This is a genomic window from Enterobacter wuhouensis (assembly GCF_035835995.1).
Lineage (GTDB): Bacteria > Pseudomonadota > Gammaproteobacteria > Enterobacterales > Enterobacteriaceae > Enterobacter > Enterobacter wuhouensis.
Genome location: NZ_CP142124.1, coordinates 298,507 through 316,573 on the forward strand (window position 1 = coordinate 298,507; position 18,067 = coordinate 316,573).

The following is an 18,067-nucleotide window of genomic DNA, read 5'->3' on the forward strand; positions in this document are numbered from 1 at the left end:
AAAAGTGAAGGACATGGCTTGTCAGACGACGGATGAAGCAAGAGGAGATCGCCCTTGGGCGATACAACAGCTTTTGACTCTTGTTCCCTTCGCAGGTATTAGCCTGATCAGGTTCCGCGGATCCCGAATTAACGGTCTCAGCCCGTGCTTACGCACTGGGCACTCCGACAAGAAAAATCCCCCTCATGAGAGGGGCGAATGTTTGTAAACTACTCGTTAACGATTAAGAACTCAAGCAGGGCGCACGACGTTCTCTTCGCTGTTGACGTTCAAATCATTGTCCAGCGCGAGAGAGATTAGTTTGTCTTCCAGCGTGAATCGCTCTTCCAGCGCTTCGCCGAGATCGGACAGCGCCTGCTGAAACTCGAGATAGTTGTCATGATCGATGGCGTTCTCGAGCGTGGAATCGTAGTAATCCATGATCCGCTGGGTATTGGCTTCCAGCTGCGGATAAAGTTTGGTCGCCGTTAAATACGGGCTTGTGCCTTCCATTTCGCCGATAATGCGTTCATAAATATTGAAATGGCCGTCGGACAGGTAGTCGACCAGGCTCTGACAAAAATCGTCCAGCGCTTTTTCATTCAGTCGCATATACGATTCTTTGCCAGGCTTAATACCGACCAGATTGTAATAAGCCACGAGCAGATGCTTGCGTACATGTAGCCAGCGATCCACCAGTTTGTTACTTCCTCCAACGCGCTCAGTCAGGCTTTCTAGCTGGTTTAACATGTTCGACTCCAGAAGGTTTAGAATTGAATCTGCTTACCCAAAATGTAACCACAATGCTAACAACATGTCAGTGAAGCGAAGGTAGTGCAATAGATATGGATCGTATTATTGAAAAATCAGATCTGGGTTGGTGGATCGTCAGTCACGAACAAAAGTTATGGCTGCCAGCCGGAGAGTTGCCCTACGGTGCAGCGGAAACGTTCGATCTTGTCGGGCTGCGCGCGCTGAAGATCGGCGAATGGCAGGGCGATCCGGTGTGGTTGATCCAGCAGGCTCGCCGACACGATATGGGATCTGTCCGTCAGGTGCTGGATCTGGATGTTGGGCTGTTCCAGCTGGCAGGGCGCGGCGTGCAGCTGGCGGAGTTTTACCGCTCGCATAAATACTGCGGCTACTGCGGACATACCATGCACCCGAGCAAAACCGAGTGGGCGTTGCTCTGCGACCACTGTCGCGAACGTTACTACCCGCAAATTGCGCCGTGCATCATTGTCGCCATCCGTCGCGATGATTCCATCCTGCTGGCGCAGCATACCCGTCATCGCAACGGCATTCATACCGTGCTGGCCGGTTTCGTTGAAGTCGGCGAAACTCTGGAGCAGGCGGTGGCGCGCGAGGTGATGGAGGAGAGCAGCATTAAGGTGAAAAATCTGCGCTACGTCACCTCCCAGCCGTGGCCGTTCCCGATGTCGCTGATGACCGCATTTATGGCGGAATACGACAGCGGCGAGATCGTTATCGACCCGAAAGAGCTGCTGGAGGCGAACTGGTATCGCTACGACGATTTACCCCTGCTGCCGCCGCCGGGAACGGTCGCGCGTCGCCTGATAGAAGATACCGTGGCGATGTGTCGGGCCGAGTATGAGTAGTGATACACTGACGGACTGACGCAATAAGGAACTGCAAAATGACCGAACTGAAGAACGATCGTTATCTGCGTGCGCTGCTGCGCCAGCCCGTTGATGTCACCCCTGTGTGGATGATGCGCCAGGCGGGCCGCTATCTGCCAGAGTACAAAGCCACGCGCGCGCAGGCCGGCGATTTTATGTCGCTGTGCAAAAACGCCGAGCTGGCCTGCGAAGTGACGCTCCAGCCGCTGCGCCGTTTCCCGCTGGATGCGGCCATTCTTTTTTCGGACATTCTGACCATCCCGGATGCCATGGGGCTTGGGCTCTATTTCGAAACCGGTGAAGGCCCGCGCTTTAGCTCACCGATTAAGAGCAAAGCCGACGTTGATAAACTGCCGATCCCCGATCCGGAAGGCGAGCTGGGCTACGTGATGAACGCTGTGCGCACCATTCGCCGTGAGCTGAAGGGCGAAGTGCCGCTGATTGGCTTCTCCGGCAGCCCGTGGACGCTGGCAACCTACATGGTGGAAGGCGGCAGCAGCAAAGCCTTTACCGTGATCAAAAAGATGATGTACGCCGAGCCGCAGGCCCTGCATACGCTGCTCGACAAGCTGGCGAAGAGCGTCACGCTCTATCTCAACGCGCAGATCAAAGCGGGCGCGCAGTCGGTAATGATTTTCGACACCTGGGGCGGCGTGCTGACCGGGCGCGATTATCAGCAGTTCTCCCTGTACTACATGCATAAAATCGTCGACGGCCTGCTGCGTGAAAACGAAGGCCGCCGCGTGCCGGTGACGCTGTTCACCAAAGGCGGCGGTCAGTGGCTGGAAGCGATGGCAGCAACCGGCTGCGACGCGCTGGGCCTCGACTGGACGACCGATATTGCCGAGGCGCGCCGTCGCGTGGGCGACAAAGTGGCGCTGCAGGGCAACATGGACCCGTCCATGCTTTACGCGCAGCCAGCCCGCATTGAAGAAGAAGTGTCGACTATACTGTCTGGTTTCGGCCAGGGTGAAGGCCACGTCTTTAACCTCGGCCACGGCATTCATCAGGATGTACCGCCAGAACACGCAGGCGTATTTGTGGAGGCGGTGCATCGGCTTTCTGCCCAGTATCACAAGTAAGGAGTGGTTATGGATCTCGCGTCGCTACGCGCTCAGCAAATCGAACTGGCTTCATCGGTGATCCGCGAGGATCGTCTGGATAAAGATCCTCCGCAGTACATTGGCGGGGCGGACGTTGGGTTCGAGCAGGGCGGTGAAGTGACGCGGGCGGCGATGGTAGTACTGAAGTACCCCTCGCTTGAGCTGGTGGAGTACAAGGTTGCGCGTATCGCCACCACCATGCCCTACATTCCCGGCTTTCTCTCCTTCCGCGAATATCCCGCGCTGCTCGCAGCGTGGGAACAGCTCTCGCAAAAACCCGATCTGCTGTTCGTTGACGGACACGGTATTTCCCATCCGCGCCGTTTAGGCGTTGCCAGCCACTTTGGGCTGCTGGTGGACGTACCCACCATCGGCGTCGCCAAGAAACGCCTCTGCGGTAAGTTTGAGCCCCTCTCTGCCGAGCCGGGCGCGCTGGCACCGCTTATCGATAAAGGTGAGCAACTGGCGTGGGTGTGGCGCAGCAAGGCACGCTGTAATCCGCTGTTTATTGCCACCGGGCATCGCGTGAGCATGGATAGCGCCCTGGCGTGGGTACAGCGCTGCATGAAGGGCTATCGTTTGCCGGAACCGACGCGCTGGGCCGATGCCGTCGCCTCGTCGCGTCCGGCGTTCATTCGTTGGCAGGAAATTCAGCCGTGATTCAGGTAAACTGCGGCTAATTTTCGATTCGAGACATCATCATGTTACAAAACCCGATTCATCTGCGCCTTGAGAAGCTGGAAAGCTGGCAGCACGTCACCTTCATGGCCTGCCTGTGCGAGCGCATGTATCCCAACTATGCCGCGTTTTGCAAGCAGACCGAGTTTGGCGAAGGCCAGATTTATCGCCGCATCCTGGATCTCATCTGGGAAACGCTGACGGTGAAAGACGCGAAGGTGAACTTCGACTCCCAGCTGGAAAAGCTGGAAGAGGCGATCCCGGCGGCGGATGATTTTGACCTGTACGGTGTCTATCCGGCCATTGATGCCTGCGTGGCGTTGAGCGAGCTGATCCACTCCCGTCTGAGCGGTGAAACCCTGGAACATGCGATTGAGGTCAGTAAGGCATCCATTACGACCGTGGCGATGCTGGAAATGACCCAGGAAGGTCGCGAAATGACCGACGAAGAGCTGCGCGCAAACCCGGCCGTTGAGCAAGAATGGGATATTCAGTGGGAGATTTTCCGCCTGCTGGCAGAGTGTGAAGAACGCGATATTGAGCTGATCAAAGGGCTGCGTGCGGACTTACGCGAGGCCGGTGAGAGCAATATTGGTATAATTTTTAACCAATGAGACAACAAAACGTGATTTAACGCCTGTTTTGTCGCACCTCGACTCTTCCCTTCTGCCCCCCGTCTGGTCTACATTTGGGGGGCGAAAAAAAGTGGCTATCGGTGCGTGTATGCAGGAGAGTGCTTTTTTGGCATTTTCGTCGCACTCGATGCTTAGCAAGCGATAAACACATTGAAAGGATAACTTATGAACAAGACTCAACTGATTGATGTAATTGCGGACAAGGCTGATCTGTCTAAAGTGCAGGCTAAAGCTGCTCTGGAATCTACCCTGGCTGCTATTACTGAGTCTCTGAAAGAAGGCGATGCTGTACAACTGGTTGGTTTCGGTACCTTCAAAGTGAACCACCGCGCTGAGCGTACTGGCCGCAACCCGCAGACCGGTAAAGAAATCAAAATCGCTGCAGCTAACGTGCCGGCATTTGTTTCTGGCAAAGCACTGAAAGACGCAGTTAAGTAAGACGCGTGGCAGTGAACAGTTTTAACGAAGGGGCGGCAACGCCCCTTTTGTCTTTCTGGCGTGGAACGCTCGCGCTGGCAGGCGTGCTGTTGCTGTCGGCCTGTAGCCACGACTCTTCCCTCCCACCGTTTACGGCCAGCGGCTACGCTGATAACCAGGGAGCGGTCAGGATCTGGCGCAAAGATTCAAGCGATGAGGTTCATCTCCTCTCCGCCTTTAGCCCGTGGCATAGCGGCAATACCTCAACGGCAGAGTATCGCTGGCAGGGAGACGACCTGTCGCTGATTGAACTGAACGTCTACAGCAAAACCCCCGAACACGTGAAAGTGCGTTTTGACGATCGCGGCGAGCTGAGCTTTATGCAGCGCGAAGTCAGCGGTCAAAAACAGCAGCTTTCCAGCGATCAAATCGCCCTCTACCGCTACCGTGCCGAGCAAATCCGTCAGACCAGCGATGCGCTGCGTCTGGGACGCGTTGTGCTGCGCCAGGGGCGCTGGCATGCCGACAGGTCGGTGACGACCTGCGAAGGGCAGACGGTGAAGCCTGAGCTCGAATCCTGGGCGATCGAACATATTGAACGCCGTCAGCGTCATTCATCAGTTGAGGTGAGCGTGGCGTGGCTGGAAGCGCCGGAAGGCTCTCAGCTGCTGCTGGTGGCGAACGAAGACTTCTGCACCTGGCAGCCGACAGAGAAGAGTTTTTGATTTAAGTCCCCTCTCCCTTGAGGGAGAGGGTTAGAGTGAGGGTGTGAAATTACTCGCCCTGCTCACGCGCAATCGCACGATAGCCGATATCCTGACGGCTAAAGCTGCCGTTCCAGTGAATATCCGCCATCAGCGCATAGGCGCGCTTCTGCGCTTCTGCCACGGTATGGCCCAGCGCGGTCGCACACAGCACGCGACCGCCGTTGGTGAGCACGCGATCGTCGTCCGCCAGCTTCGTACCGGCATGGAACACCTTCGCGCCGTCAATTTCTTCCAGCGGCAGGCCGTGGATCTCATCGCCGGTATTGTAGTTGCCCGGATAGCCGCCCGCAGCAATCACCACGCCCAGTGACGCGCGCTCTTCCCACTCGGAGGTTTTCTCGTCAAGCTTGCCTTCGCAGGCCGCCAGGCACAGATCGACTAGGTCGGACTTCATGCGCAGCATGATCGGCTGGGTTTCCGGATCGCCAAAGCGGCAGTTGAATTCGATAACCTTAGGGTTACCCTGCTTGTCGATCATCAGACCTGCGTAAAGGAAACCGGTGTAGGTGTTGCCTTCTGCCGCCATTCCCTTCACGGTTGGCCAGATGATGCGGTCCATGGTGCGCTGGTGCACTTCATCCGTCACTACCGGGGCAGGGGAGTAAGCGCCCATCCCGCCGGTGTTTGGGCCGGTATCGCCATTGCCCACGCGCTTGTGATCCTGGCTGGTGGCCATCGGCAGGACGTGCTCGCCGTCGACCATCACGATAAAGCTGGCCTCTTCACCGTCGAGGAACTCTTCGATCACGATGCGGTGGCCCGCGTCGCCAAAGGCGTTGCCCGCCAGCATATCCTGAACCGCGGCTTCGGCTTCTTCGATCGTCATCGCCACGATAACGCCTTTACCCGCCGCCAGACCGTCGGCCTTGATCACAATCGGCGCGCCTTTTTCACGCAGGTAGGCCAGAGCTGGCTCTACTTCGGTGAAGTTCTGATATTCCGCCGTCGGGATGTTATGACGCGCGAGGAAGTCTTTAGTGAAGGCCTTGGAGCCTTCCAGCTGCGCGGCACCTTGCGTTGGCCCGAAGATAGTCAGGCCCGCCGCGCGAAATGCATCAACGACGCCAATCACCAGCGGCGCTTCCGGGCCCACGATGGTCAGATCGATTTTCTCACTTTGGGCAAAGCTCAGCAGCGCCGGAATATCGGTTACGCCAATGGCGACGTTCTGCAGAGTCGGCTCCAGCGCGGTTCCGGCGTTACCCGGCGCCACAAAGACGGTTTCAACCCGCGGAGACTGCGCCGCTTTCCACGCCAGAGCGTGCTCGCGCCCGCCGTTACCAATCACTAATACTTTCATTTTCTGCTCCGGGAATTAATGGCGGAAGTGACGCATGTCGGTGAAGATCATCGCAATGCCGTGCTCGTCGGCGGCGGCAATCACTTCGTCGTCGCGGATAGAGCCGCCAGGCTGGATCACGCAGGTGATGCCCACAGCAGCTGCCGCGTCGATACCATCACGGAACGGGAAGAAGGCGTCAGAGGCCATGGCAGAGCCTTTCACTTCCAGCCCTTCGTCGCCTGCTTTAATGCCCGCGATTTTCGCGGAGTAGACGCGGCTCATCTGGCCGGCACCTATCCCGATGGTCATGTTCTCTTTGGCGTAAACAATGGCGTTGGATTTCACGAACTTCGCCACTTTCCAGCAGAACAGCGCGTCACGCAGTTCCTGTTCGGTCGGCTGACGTTTGGTCACCACGCGCAGGTCGGCTTCTGTCACCATGCCCAGATCGCGGTCCTGCACCAGCAGGCCGCCGTTCACGCGCTTGAAGTCCAGGCCCGGAACGCGCTCCGCCCACTGGCCGCAAACCAGCACGCGCACGTTCTGTTTGGCCGCGGTGATTTTCAGCGCCTCTTCGGATGCGGATGGCGCGATGATCACTTCAACAAACTGGCGGGAGATGATGGCCTGCGCGGTTTCAGCATCCAGTTCGCGGTTGAAGGCAATAATGCCGCCGAATGCGGAGGTCGGGTCGGTTTTGTAGGCGCGATCGTAGGCATCAAGAACAGAGGTGCTTACCGCAACGCCGCATGGGTTCGCATGCTTGACGATAACGCAGGCCGGCTCGCTGAACTCTTTCACGCATTCCAGCGCGGCGTCGGTGTCGGCAATGTTGTTATAGGAGAGCGCTTTGCCCTGAACCTGCTGAGCGGTCGCAACAGAGGCTTCTTTTACCTCTTCTTCTATATAGAAGGCTGCCTGCTGGTGGCTGTTCTCGCCGTAACGCATATCCTGCTTCTTAATGAAGTTCAGGTTCAGCGTGCGCGGGAAGCGGCCAGAAGGATCTTTGCTTTCACCGTGGTAGGCCGGCACCAGGCTACCGAAGTAGTTGGCGATCATGCTGTCGTACGCGGCGGTGTGTTCGAAGGCTTTGATGGCGAGGTCGAAACGCGTTTCAAGCGTCAGTGACCCTTCGTTGGCATCCATCTCAGTAATAATGGTTTCGTAATCGCTACTCTTTACGACGATGGCCACATCTTTATGGTTCTTGGCCGCGGAGCGCACCATGGTCGGGCCGCCGATGTCGATATTCTCAACCGCATCTTCCAGAGAGCAGCCTTCGCGGGCAACGGTCTGGGCGAACGGGTAGAGGTTAACGACAACCATGTCGATTGGGGCAATATCATGCTGTTCCATAATACCGTCGTCCTGACCGCGACGGCCAAGAATGCCGCCGTGCACTTTCGGGTGCAGGGTTTTGACGCGTCCATCCATCATTTCCGGGAAACCGGTGTAATCGGACACTTCGGTTACCGGCAGGCCTTTATCTGCTAACAGGCGAGCGGTACCGCCTGTAGAAAGCAGCTCCACACCGCGTGCGGAAAGTGCCTGGGCGAATTCGACGATACCGGCTTTATCAGAAACACTGAGCAGAGCGCGGCGGACTGGACGACGTTGTTGCATGGTAAATCCCCTGGATTTCACGATTACAGAGAGCGTTAGATGAATTTTCCTGCGAAAAACTCATCTAACACACCTGACGGGGCATCCTTGTTAAGCGCGAGCATTTTAACGAAAACGTTTGCGCAACGCTCGCACATTTTCACTTTTTCGCATCATTGTGGATAAGTCTGTGTGTAAAAAGGTATAAGGCGGGGTTTTGCTGTGGAATGCAGCAGTCAGTCATTTTTATGTCATTTAGCGGTTGCGGCCTGCGGAGAACTCCCTATAATGCGCCTCCATCAACACGGAACATGTGAATCACTTCACAAACAACCCGGTCGGTTGAAGAGAAAAAATCCTGAAATAACGGGTTGACTCTGAAAGAGGAAAGCGTAATATACGCCACCTCGCAACGGTGAGCGAAAGCCGCGTTGCACTGCTCTTTAACAATTTATCAGACAATCTGTGTGGGCACTCAAAGTGACATGGATTCTTAACGTCCTCGGACGAAAAATGAATACCAAGTCTCTGAGTGAACATACGTAATTCATTACGAAGTTTAATTCACGAGCATCAAACTTAAATTGAAGAGTTTGATCATGGCTCAGATTGAACGCTGGCGGCAGGCCTAACACATGCAAGTCGAGCGGTAGCACAGAGAGCTTGCTCTCGGGTGACGAGCGGCGGACGGGTGAGTAATGTCTGGGAAACTGCCTGATGGAGGGGGATAACTACTGGAAACGGTAGCTAATACCGCATAACGTCGCAAGACCAAAGAGGGGGACCTTCGGGCCTCTTGCCATCAGATGTGCCCAGATGGGATTAGCTAGTAGGTGGGGTAACGGCTCACCTAGGCGACGATCCCTAGCTGGTCTGAGAGGATGACCAGCCACACTGGAACTGAGACACGGTCCAGACTCCTACGGGAGGCAGCAGTGGGGAATATTGCACAATGGGCGCAAGCCTGATGCAGCCATGCCGCGTGTATGAAGAAGGCCTTCGGGTTGTAAAGTACTTTCAGCGAGGAGGAAGGTGTTGAGGTTAATAACCTCAGCAATTGACGTTACTCGCAGAAGAAGCACCGGCTAACTCCGTGCCAGCAGCCGCGGTAATACGGAGGGTGCAAGCGTTAATCGGAATTACTGGGCGTAAAGCGCACGCAGGCGGTCTGTCAAGTCGGATGTGAAATCCCCGGGCTCAACCTGGGAACTGCATTCGAAACTGGCAGGCTAGAGTCTTGTAGAGGGGGGTAGAATTCCAGGTGTAGCGGTGAAATGCGTAGAGATCTGGAGGAATACCGGTGGCGAAGGCGGCCCCCTGGACAAAGACTGACGCTCAGGTGCGAAAGCGTGGGGAGCAAACAGGATTAGATACCCTGGTAGTCCACGCCGTAAACGATGTCGACTTGGAGGTTGTGCCCTTGAGGCGTGGCTTCCGGAGCTAACGCGTTAAGTCGACCGCCTGGGGAGTACGGCCGCAAGGTTAAAACTCAAATGAATTGACGGGGGCCCGCACAAGCGGTGGAGCATGTGGTTTAATTCGATGCAACGCGAAGAACCTTACCTACTCTTGACATCCAGAGAACTTAGCAGAGATGCTTTGGTGCCTTCGGGAACTCTGAGACAGGTGCTGCATGGCTGTCGTCAGCTCGTGTTGTGAAATGTTGGGTTAAGTCCCGCAACGAGCGCAACCCTTATCCTTTGTTGCCAGCGGTTAGGCCGGGAACTCAAAGGAGACTGCCAGTGATAAACTGGAGGAAGGTGGGGATGACGTCAAGTCATCATGGCCCTTACGAGTAGGGCTACACACGTGCTACAATGGCGCATACAAAGAGAAGCGACCTCGCGAGAGCAAGCGGACCTCATAAAGTGCGTCGTAGTCCGGATTGGAGTCTGCAACTCGACTCCATGAAGTCGGAATCGCTAGTAATCGTAGATCAGAATGCTACGGTGAATACGTTCCCGGGCCTTGTACACACCGCCCGTCACACCATGGGAGTGGGTTGCAAAAGAAGTAGGTAGCTTAACCTTCGGGAGGGCGCTTACCACTTTGTGATTCATGACTGGGGTGAAGTCGTAACAAGGTAACCGTAGGGGAACCTGCGGTTGGATCACCTCCTTACCTTAAAGAACCTGCCTTTGTAGTGTCCACACAGATTGTCTGATAAATGATGAACTTCTGAATGTACTTTTGAGTGCATTAAGAAGTTTTGCTCTTTAAAAATCTGGATCAAGCTGAAAATTGAAACGACACACCTTTAATGGTGTGTTCGAGTCTCTCAAATTTTCGCAATCATGAAGTGAAACATCTTCGGGTTGTGAGGTTAAGCGACTAAGCGTACACGGTGGATGCCCTGGCAGTCAGAGGCGATGAAGGACGTGCTAATCTGCGAAAAGCGCCGGCGAGGTGATATGAACCTTTGACCCGGCGATGTCCGAATGGGGAAACCCAGTGTGTTCCGACACACTATCGTTAACTGAATACATAGGTTAACGAGGCGAACCGGGGGAACTGAAACATCTAAGTACCCCGAGGAAAAGAAATCAACCGAGATTCCCCCAGTAGCGGCGAGCGAACGGGGAGCAGCCCAGAGTCTGAATCAGCTTGTGTGTTAGTGGAAGCGTCTGGAAAGTCGCAGGGTACAGGGTGATACTCCCGTACACGAAAGCACACATGCTGTGAACTCGAAGAGTAGGGCGGGACACGTGGTATCCTGTCTGAATATGGGGGGACCATCCTCCAAGGCTAAATACTCCTGACTGACCGATAGTGAACCAGTACCGTGAGGGAAAGGCGAAAAGAACCCCGGCGAGGGGAGTGAAAAAGAACCTGAAACCGTGTACGTACAAGCAGTGGGAGCCTCTTTATGGGGTGACTGCGTACCTTTTGTATAATGGGTCAGCGACTTATATTCTGTAGCAAGGTTAACCGTATAGGGGAGCCGAAGGGAAACCGAGTCTTAACTGGGCGTTAAGTTGCAGGGTATAGACCCGAAACCCGGTGATCTAGCCATGGGCAGGTTGAAGGTTGGGTAACACTAACTGGAGGACCGAACCGACTAATGTTGAAAAATTAGCGGATGACTTGTGGCTGGGGGTGAAAGGCCAATCAAACCGGGAGATAGCTGGTTCTCCCCGAAAGCTATTTAGGTAGCGCCTCGTGAACTCATCTTCGGGGGTAGAGCACTGTTTCGGCTAGGGGGCCATCCCGGCTTACCAACCCGATGCAAACTACGAATACCGAAGAATGTTATCACGGGAGACACACGGCGGGTGCTAACGTCCGTCGTGAAGAGGGAAACAACCCAGACCGCCAGCTAAGGTCCCAAAGTCATGGTTAAGTGGGAAACGATGTGGGAAGGCACAGACAGCCAGGATGTTGGCTTAGAAGCAGCCATCATTTAAAGAAAGCGTAATAGCTCACTGGTCGAGTCGGCCTGCGCGGAAGATGTAACGGGGCTAAACCATGCACCGAAGCTGCGGCAGCGACGCGTATGCGTTGTTGGGTAGGGGAGCGTTCTGTAAGCCGTTGAAGGTGGCCTGTGAGGGCTGCTGGAGGTATCAGAAGTGCGAATGCTGACATAAGTAACGATAATGCGGGTGAAAAGCCCGCACGCCGGAAGACCAAGGGTTCCTGTCCAACGTTAATCGGGGCAGGGTGAGTCGACCCCTAAGGCGAGGCCGAAAGGCGTAGTCGATGGGAAACAGGTTAATATTCCTGTACTTGGTGTTACTGCGAAGGGGGGACGGAGAAGGCTATGTTAGCCGGGCGACGGTTGTCCCGGTTTAAGCATGTAGGCGGAACGATTAGGTAAATCCGGTCGTTTATTAACGCTGAGGTGTGATGACGAGGCACTACGGTGCTGAAGTAACAAATGCCCTGCTTCCAGGAAAAGCCTCTAAGCATCAGGTAACACGAAATCGTACCCCAAACCGACACAGGTGGTCAGGTAGAGAATACCAAGGCGCTTGAGAGAACTCGGGTGAAGGAACTAGGCAAAATGGTGCCGTAACTTCGGGAGAAGGCACGCTGATATGTAGGTGAAGCCCCTGCGGGTGGAGCTGAAATCAGTCGAAGATACCAGCTGGCTGCAACTGTTTATTAAAAACACAGCACTGTGCAAACACGAAAGTGGACGTATACGGTGTGACGCCTGCCCGGTGCCGGAAGGTTAATTGATGGGGTTAGCGGCAACGCGAAGCTCTTGATCGAAGCCCCGGTAAACGGCGGCCGTAACTATAACGGTCCTAAGGTAGCGAAATTCCTTGTCGGGTAAGTTCCGACCTGCACGAATGGCGTAATGATGGCCAGGCTGTCTCCACCCGAGACTCAGTGAAATTGAACTCGCTGTGAAGATGCAGTGTACCCGCGGCAAGACGGAAAGACCCCGTGAACCTTTACTATAGCTTGACACTGAACACTGGTCCTTGATGTGTAGGATAGGTGGGAGGCTTTGAAGCGTGGACGCCAGTCTGCGTGGAGCCGTCCTTGAAATACCACCCTTTAATGGCTGGTGTTCTAACGTAGACCCGTAATCCGGGTTGCGGACAGTGTCTGGTGGGTAGTTTGACTGGGGCGGTCTCCTCCCAAAGAGTAACGGAGGAGCACGAAGGTTAGCTAATCCTGGTCGGACATCAGGAGGTTAGTGCAATGGCATAAGCTAGCTTGACTGCGAGAGTGACGGCTCGAGCAGGTGCGAAAGCAGGTCATAGTGATCCGGTGGTTCTGAATGGAAGGGCCATCGCTCAACGGATAAAAGGTACTCCGGGGATAACAGGCTGATACCGCCCAAGAGTTCATATCGACGGCGGTGTTTGGCACCTCGATGTCGGCTCATCACATCCTGGGGCTGAAGTAGGTCCCAAGGGTATGGCTGTTCGCCATTTAAAGTGGTACGCGAGCTGGGTTTAGAACGTCGTGAGACAGTTCGGTCCCTATCTGCCGTGGGCGCTGGAGAATTGAGGGGGGCTGCTCCTAGTACGAGAGGACCGGAGTGGACGCATCACTGGTGTTCGGGTTGTCATGCCAATGGCATTGCCCGGTAGCTAAATGCGGAAGAGATAAGTGCTGAAAGCATCTAAGCACGAAACTTGCCCCGAGATGAGTTCTCCCTGACTCCTTGAGAGTCCTGAAGGAACGTTGAAGACTACGACGTTGATAGGTCGGGTGTGTAAGCGCAGCGATGCGTTGAGCTAACCGATACTAATGAACCGTGAGGCTTAACCTTACAACGCCGAAGGTGTTTTGGCGAAGAGACGACACGATTTTCAGCTTTGATACAGATTAACAGAATTTGCCTGGCGGCTTTAGCGCGGTGGTCCCACCTGACCCCATGCCGAACTCAGAAGTGAAACGCCGTAGCGCCGATGGTAGTGTGGGGTCTCCCCATGTGAGAGTAGGGAACTGCCAGGCATCAAATAAAATGAAAGGCCCAGTCGAAAGACTGGGCCTTTTGTTTTACGTGTTGTTTGTCGGTGAGCGCTCTCCAGAGTAGGACAAATCCGCCGGGAGCGGATTTGCACAGCACGGAGTGCTACCCGCAGGGTGCCGGGCAGGAAGCCCGGCATACAACTGCCAGGCATCAAATAGAAGAACCCCGTACCGAAAGGTGCGGGGTTTTTTGCTTTTGTTTTCTCCCTCTCCCTGGGGGAGAGGGACGGGGTGAGGGCATCAAACCGCACCATCCTCTCCTTGAAACTTTCTCACCTTCCGCTTGCAGACTCGACATTTACACCGTTTCTGGGTATTGTTAGCTGTCTGGATGTCTAAACGTTTATACGTATGCTGTGAGGATTTAAGGTTATGCCGATTCGGGTGCAGGACGAGCTACCAGCCGTCAATTTCTTACGTGAAGAAAACGTCTTCGTGATGACGGCTTCACGCGCCACAGGTCAGGAAATTCGCCCGCTGAAGGTGCTTATTCTCAATCTGATGCCTAAGAAGATCGAAACAGAGAACCAGTTCCTGCGTCTTCTGTCGAACTCCCCTCTGCAGGTTGATATTCAGCTGCTGCGGATCGATGCCCGAGAGTCACGCAATACCCCGTCTGAGCATCTGAATAACTTCTACTGTAACTTTGATGATATCCGTGATGAGAACTTCGATGGCCTGATTGTCACCGGTGCGCCGCTCGGCCTGGTTGAATTCAACGATGTCGCATACTGGCCGCAGATCAAACAGGTGCTGGAGTGGGCAAAAGATCACGTCACGTCCACGCTGTTTGTCTGTTGGGCTGTACAGGCCGCACTGAATATCCTCTATGGAATTCCCAAGCAAACCCGTAGCGACAAGCTTTCAGGCGTATACGAACATAACATTCTGCATCCCCACGCGCTGCTGACGCGCGGTTTTGATGACTCTTTCCTGGCCCCGCATTCTCGCTATGCTGATTTCCCGGCACAGCTGATCCGCGATTACACCGATCTGGAAATCCTGGCCGAAACGGAAGATGGAGATGCTTATCTGTTTGCCAGCAAGGATAAACGCATTGCATTCGTGACCGGGCATCCTGAGTACGATCCGCATACCCTCGCATCAGAGTATTTTCGTGATGTCGAAGCGGGTCTCAATCCCGATGTTCCGTACAACTATTTCCCGAAAAACGATCCGCAAAACACGCCTCGGGCAACCTGGCGCAGCCACGGAAATCTGCTGTTCACCAACTGGCTCAACTATTACGTCTACCAGATTACGCCATACGATCTTCGCCACATGAATCCTACGCTGGAATAATCGTCTGCACTAAACGATCCTAAAGCGTTTCAGCTGTTTACATCAGGCACCTTCGGGTGCCTTTTTTATTTCCGAAATTCCGCTCAACATTCGATAAAACTTTAATTTATTATTAATCAGAAGGTTGCATTATAATTGACATTAAAATGGAAATTGTTTTTGATTTTGGAAAAATTATGGATAGTCTTAATTCTGCTGAGCGAAAACTACCCAACGATCTTTCGTTCGCATCGGGGGCGTGATTTTGGATCTTTGATGAGGAGCAGAGTAATGACTCAACAGGCAACGACGGTCGATGAACTGGCCTTTACCAAGCCGTACGGCGAGCAAGAACAGCAAGTTTTGACGGCGGAAGCGGTAGAGTTTCTGACTGAACTGGTGACACGCTTTACGCCGCAGCGCAACAAGCTGCTGGCGGCACGCATTCATCAGCAGCAGGAAATTGACGATGGCAAGTTGCCTGGCTTCATTTCGGAAACTGCTTCCATTCGTCGAGGTGAGTGGAAAATCCGCGGCATCCCTGAAGATTTACAGGATCGTCGCGTTGAGATCACCGGTCCGGTAGAGCGCAAAATGGTGATCAACGCCATGAATGCCAACGTTAAGGTCTTTATGGCGGACTTTGAAGACTCGCTGGCGCCGGACTGGAACAAAGTTATCGACGGACAGATCAACCTGCGCGATGCCGTGAACGGCACCATCAGCTACACCAACGAAGCCGGCAAAATTTACCAGCTCAAACCCAATCCGGCGGTGCTGATCTGTCGCGTGCGCGGCCTGCACCTGCCTGAAAAACATGTCACCTGGCGTGGGGAAGCCATTCCGGGCAGCCTGTTTGATTTCGCACTCTATTTCTTCCACAACCATAAAAGCCTGCTGGCAAAAGGCAGCGGTCCCTATTTCTACCTGCCAAAAACGCAGTCCTGGCAGGAAGCGGCCTGGTGGAGCGAAGTGTTCAGCTACGCCGAAGATCGCTTTGACCTGCCGCGCGGCACCATCAAGGCCACGCTGCTGATTGAAACGCTCCCCGCGGTATTCCAGATGCATGAAATCCTGCATGCCCTGCGCGACCACATTGTAGGTCTGAACTGCGGACGCTGGGATTACATCTTCAGCTACATCAAGACCCTGAAAAATCACGCCGATCGCGTGCTCCCGGATCGTCAGGTTGTGACCATGGACAAGCCGTTCCTGAGCGCTTACTCGCGTCTGCTGATTAAAACCTGCCACAAGCGCGGTGCCTTTGCGATGGGCGGCATGGCGGCTTTTATCCCGAGCAAAGACGCAGAGCGCAACAATCAGGTGCTCAACAAGGTGAAGGCCGACAAAGAGCTTGAAGCACGTAACGGCCACGACGGCACGTGGATTGCCCATCCCGGCCTGGCCGATACGGCGATGGAGGTCTTCAACCGCGCACTTGGCGACAGCAAAAACCAGTTATCCGTCACTCGCGAGGACGATGCGCCAATCGCAGAAGAACAGCTGCTGGCACCGTGTACGGGGGAGCGTACGGAAGAGGGCATGCGTGCCAATATCCGCGTCGCGGTCCAGTACATCGAAGCGTGGATCTCTGGGAACGGCTGTGTGCCGATTTACGGGCTGATGGAAGATGCCGCGACGGCGGAGATCTCTCGCACCTCCATCTGGCAGTGGATCCACCATCAAAAAACGCTCAGCAACGGCAAGCCGGTGACCAAATCTCTGTTCCGCCAGATGCTGGCCGAAGAGATGCGCGTCATCCAGGACGAACTGGGCGAACACCGCTTCTGCAGCGGACGTTTTGACGACGCCGCGCGCCTGATGGAGCAAATCACCACATCAGATGACTTAATCGACTTCCTGACCCTGCCGGGCTACCGCTTCCTGGCGTAACTCACCACATAACAATATGGAGCATCTGCACATGAAAACCCGTACCCAACAAATCGAAGAGTTAAAGAAAGAGTGGACACAGCCGCGCTGGGAAGGCATTCGTCGTCCGTACAGCGCAGAGGAAGTGGTGAAATTACGCGGCTCGGTCAACCCGGAATGCACGCTGGCACAGAACGGTGCGGCGAAAATGTGGAAGCTGCTGCACGGTGGCTCCAAAAAGGGCTACATCAACAGCCTCGGCGCGCTGACCGGCGGTCAGGCGCTGCAACAGGCGAAGGCCGGAATTGAGGCGATTTACCTCTCCGGCTGGCAGGTCGCGGCGGACGCCAACCTGGCCTCCAGCATGTATCCGGATCAATCGCTCTATCCGGCTAACTCCGTGCCGTCGGTGGTGGATCGGATCAACAATACTTTCCGCCGTGCGGATCAGATCCAGTGGGCCGCCGGTATCGAACCTAACGATCCGCGCTTTACGGATTACTTCCTGCCGATCGTCGCGGATGCAGAGGCCGGTTTCGGCGGCGTGCTGAACGCCTTCGAGCTGATGAAATCGATGATTGAGGCCGGTGCAGCGGCCGTTCACTTCGAAGACCAGCTGGCGTCAGTGAAGAAATGCGGACATATGGGCGGTAAGGTGCTCGTTCCGACTCAGGAAGCGATTCAGAAGCTGGTTGCCGCGCGTCTGGCTGCTGACGTGCTCGGCGTGCCGACGCTGGTGATTGCCCGTACCGATGCCGATGCGGCAGACCTGATCACCTCTGACTGCGACCCGTACGACAGCGAGTTCATCACCGGCGAGCGCACCAGTGAAGGTTTCTACCGTACCCATGCCGGCATTGAACAGGCGATTAGCCGCGGCCTGGCGTATGCGCCGTATGCGGACCTGGTCTGGTGTGAAACCTCCACGCCGGATCTGGCGCTGGCAAAACGCTTTGCTGACGCCATCCACGCGAAATACCCGGGCAAGCTGCTGGCCTACAACTGCTCGCCGTCCTTCAACTGGCAGAAAAAGCTGGATGACAAAACCATCGCCAGCTTCCAGCAGCAGCTGTCCGACATGGGCTACAAATACCAGTTCATTACCCTGGCAGGCATCCACAGCATGTGGTTCAACATGTTCGACCTGGCGCACGCCTACGCGAAGGGTGAGGGCATGAAGCACTACGTTGAGAAGGTGCAGCAGCCGGAGTTTGCGGCGGGCAAAGACGGCTACACCTTCGTGTCTCACCAGCAGGAGGTGGGAACCGGCTACTTTGATAATGTGACCACGATTATTCAGGGCGGCACCTCCTCCGTTACTGCCTTAACGGGATCCACAGAAGAAGCACAGTTCTAATCTTTTCCCCCTCTCCCCCCTCGG

12 protein-coding genes, 3 rRNA genes and 1 riboswitch are annotated in these 18,067 nt (G+C 55.1%); of the genes, 12 read left to right on the plus strand and 3 right to left on the minus strand.

What is annotated here, in order from left to right; translation table 11 throughout:
- Nucleotides 1-67: 67 nt before the first annotated feature.
- Nucleotides 68-177, minus strand: a riboswitch (TPP riboswitch).
- A 54-nt stretch (nt 178-231) separates the two neighbouring features.
- Nucleotides 232-729 (minus strand): sigma D regulator, encoded by a 498-nt coding sequence (gene rsd, locus VPX56_RS01465; protein WP_263611653.1) that lies wholly within the window; start codon nt 727-729, stop codon nt 232-234.
- A gap of 95 nt (nt 730-824) precedes the next feature.
- Between rsd and nudC the strand changes: the two genes are divergently transcribed.
- From nudC to VPX56_RS01495, 6 genes are all read left to right on the plus strand, one after another.
- On the plus strand, nt 825-1,598 hold the full coding sequence (gene nudC / locus VPX56_RS01470; protein WP_131635906.1) for an NAD(+) diphosphatase: 774 nt from the start codon (nt 825-827) through the stop codon (nt 1,596-1,598).
- Between the two features lie 38 nt (nt 1,599-1,636).
- Nucleotides 1,637-2,701: a uroporphyrinogen decarboxylase gene (gene hemE / locus VPX56_RS01475; protein WP_326469448.1), complete on the plus strand. Its 1,065-nt coding sequence runs from the start codon at nt 1,637-1,639 to the stop codon at nt 2,699-2,701.
- Nucleotides 2,702-2,710: 9 nt separating this feature from the next.
- Nucleotides 2,711-3,382 carry a deoxyribonuclease V gene (gene nfi, locus VPX56_RS01480; protein WP_131635908.1) on the plus strand — a complete coding sequence of 224 codons (672 nt, stop codon included), beginning with the start codon at nt 2,711-2,713 and terminating at the stop codon, nt 3,380-3,382.
- A 41-nt stretch (nt 3,383-3,423) separates the two neighbouring features.
- Nucleotides 3,424-4,014: a YjaG family protein gene (locus tag VPX56_RS01485; protein ID WP_119938499.1), complete on the plus strand. Its 591-nt coding sequence runs from the start codon at nt 3,424-3,426 to the stop codon at nt 4,012-4,014.
- 186 nt (nt 4,015-4,200) lie between these two features.
- Nucleotides 4,201-4,473, plus strand: a complete 273-nt coding sequence (gene hupA / locus VPX56_RS01490) for a nucleoid-associated protein HU-alpha (RefSeq protein ID WP_002445246.1) — start codon at nt 4,201-4,203, stop codon at nt 4,471-4,473.
- Nucleotides 4,474-4,484: 11 nt separating this feature from the next.
- Complete coding sequence (locus VPX56_RS01495; protein ID WP_131635912.1) at nt 4,485-5,177, plus strand: DUF1481 domain-containing protein; 693 nt, start codon at nt 4,485-4,487, stop codon at nt 5,175-5,177.
- Between the two features lie 49 nt (nt 5,178-5,226).
- Here the strand turns inward: VPX56_RS01495 and purD are convergent, their stop codons facing one another.
- Together purD and purH are read right to left on the minus strand one after the other, a co-directional pair.
- Nucleotides 5,227-6,519, minus strand: a complete 1,293-nt coding sequence (gene purD, locus VPX56_RS01500; protein WP_326469451.1) for a phosphoribosylamine--glycine ligase — start codon at nt 6,517-6,519, stop codon at nt 5,227-5,229.
- A 15-nt stretch (nt 6,520-6,534) separates the two neighbouring features.
- Nucleotides 6,535-8,124 carry a bifunctional phosphoribosylaminoimidazolecarboxamide formyltransferase/IMP cyclohydrolase gene (gene purH, locus VPX56_RS01505; RefSeq protein WP_326469453.1) on the minus strand — a complete coding sequence of 530 codons (1,590 nt, stop codon included), beginning with the start codon at nt 8,122-8,124 and terminating at the stop codon, nt 6,535-6,537.
- 560 nt (nt 8,125-8,684) lie between these two features.
- Here purH and VPX56_RS01510 point away from each other — a divergent pair.
- From VPX56_RS01510 to aceA, 6 genes are all read left to right on the plus strand, one after another.
- A 16S ribosomal RNA gene (locus VPX56_RS01510) occupies nt 8,685-10,224 on the plus strand.
- 200 nt (nt 10,225-10,424) lie between these two features.
- Nucleotides 10,425-13,330 (plus strand): 23S ribosomal RNA (locus tag VPX56_RS01515).
- A gap of 69 nt (nt 13,331-13,399) precedes the next feature.
- Nucleotides 13,400-13,515: ribosomal RNA gene (rrf, locus tag VPX56_RS01520) — 5S ribosomal RNA — on the plus strand.
- Together the 16S, 23S and 5S rRNA genes form the textbook arrangement of a ribosomal RNA operon.
- Before the next feature lie 390 nt (nt 13,516-13,905).
- A complete protein-coding gene (gene metA, locus VPX56_RS01525; RefSeq protein ID WP_131635361.1) occupies nt 13,906-14,835 on the plus strand; it encodes a homoserine O-acetyltransferase MetA in 930 nt (309 codons plus the stop codon).
- A 270-nt stretch (nt 14,836-15,105) separates the two neighbouring features.
- Nucleotides 15,106-16,707, plus strand: a complete 1,602-nt coding sequence (gene aceB, locus VPX56_RS01530) for a malate synthase A (protein WP_326469455.1) — start codon at nt 15,106-15,108, stop codon at nt 16,705-16,707.
- A gap of 31 nt (nt 16,708-16,738) precedes the next feature.
- The gene (gene aceA, locus VPX56_RS01535; RefSeq protein ID WP_326469457.1) at nt 16,739-18,043 is read left to right on the plus strand and encodes an isocitrate lyase; all 1,305 of its coding nucleotides are present in this window, start codon (nt 16,739-16,741) and stop codon (nt 18,041-18,043) included.
- Nucleotides 18,044-18,067: the final 24 nt, after the last annotated feature.

What these genes read in the sequence shown, in the direction of transcription:
- rsd (WP_263611653.1), bottom strand. Translation starts at nt 729, where the DNA reads ATGTTAAACCAGCTAGAAAGCCTGACTGAGCGCGTTGGAGGAAGTAAC.
- nudC (WP_131635906.1), top strand. Translation starts at nt 825, where the DNA reads ATGGATCGTATTATTGAAAAATCAGATCTGGGTTGGTGGATCGTCAGT.
- hemE (WP_326469448.1), top strand. Translation starts at nt 1,637, where the DNA reads ATGACCGAACTGAAGAACGATCGTTATCTGCGTGCGCTGCTGCGCCAG.
- nfi (WP_131635908.1), top strand. Translation starts at nt 2,711, where the DNA reads ATGGATCTCGCGTCGCTACGCGCTCAGCAAATCGAACTGGCTTCATCG.
- VPX56_RS01485 (WP_119938499.1), top strand. Translation starts at nt 3,424, where the DNA reads ATGTTACAAAACCCGATTCATCTGCGCCTTGAGAAGCTGGAAAGCTGG.
- hupA (WP_002445246.1), top strand. Translation starts at nt 4,201, where the DNA reads ATGAACAAGACTCAACTGATTGATGTAATTGCGGACAAGGCTGATCTG.
- purD (WP_326469451.1), bottom strand. Translation starts at nt 6,519, where the DNA reads ATGAAAGTATTAGTGATTGGTAACGGCGGGCGCGAGCACGCTCTGGCG.
- purH (WP_326469453.1), bottom strand. Translation starts at nt 8,124, where the DNA reads ATGCAACAACGTCGTCCAGTCCGCCGCGCTCTGCTCAGTGTTTCTGAT.
- metA (WP_131635361.1), top strand. Translation starts at nt 13,906, where the DNA reads ATGCCGATTCGGGTGCAGGACGAGCTACCAGCCGTCAATTTCTTACGT.
- aceB (WP_326469455.1), top strand. Translation starts at nt 15,106, where the DNA reads ATGACTCAACAGGCAACGACGGTCGATGAACTGGCCTTTACCAAGCCG.
- aceA (WP_326469457.1), top strand. Translation starts at nt 16,739, where the DNA reads ATGAAAACCCGTACCCAACAAATCGAAGAGTTAAAGAAAGAGTGGACA.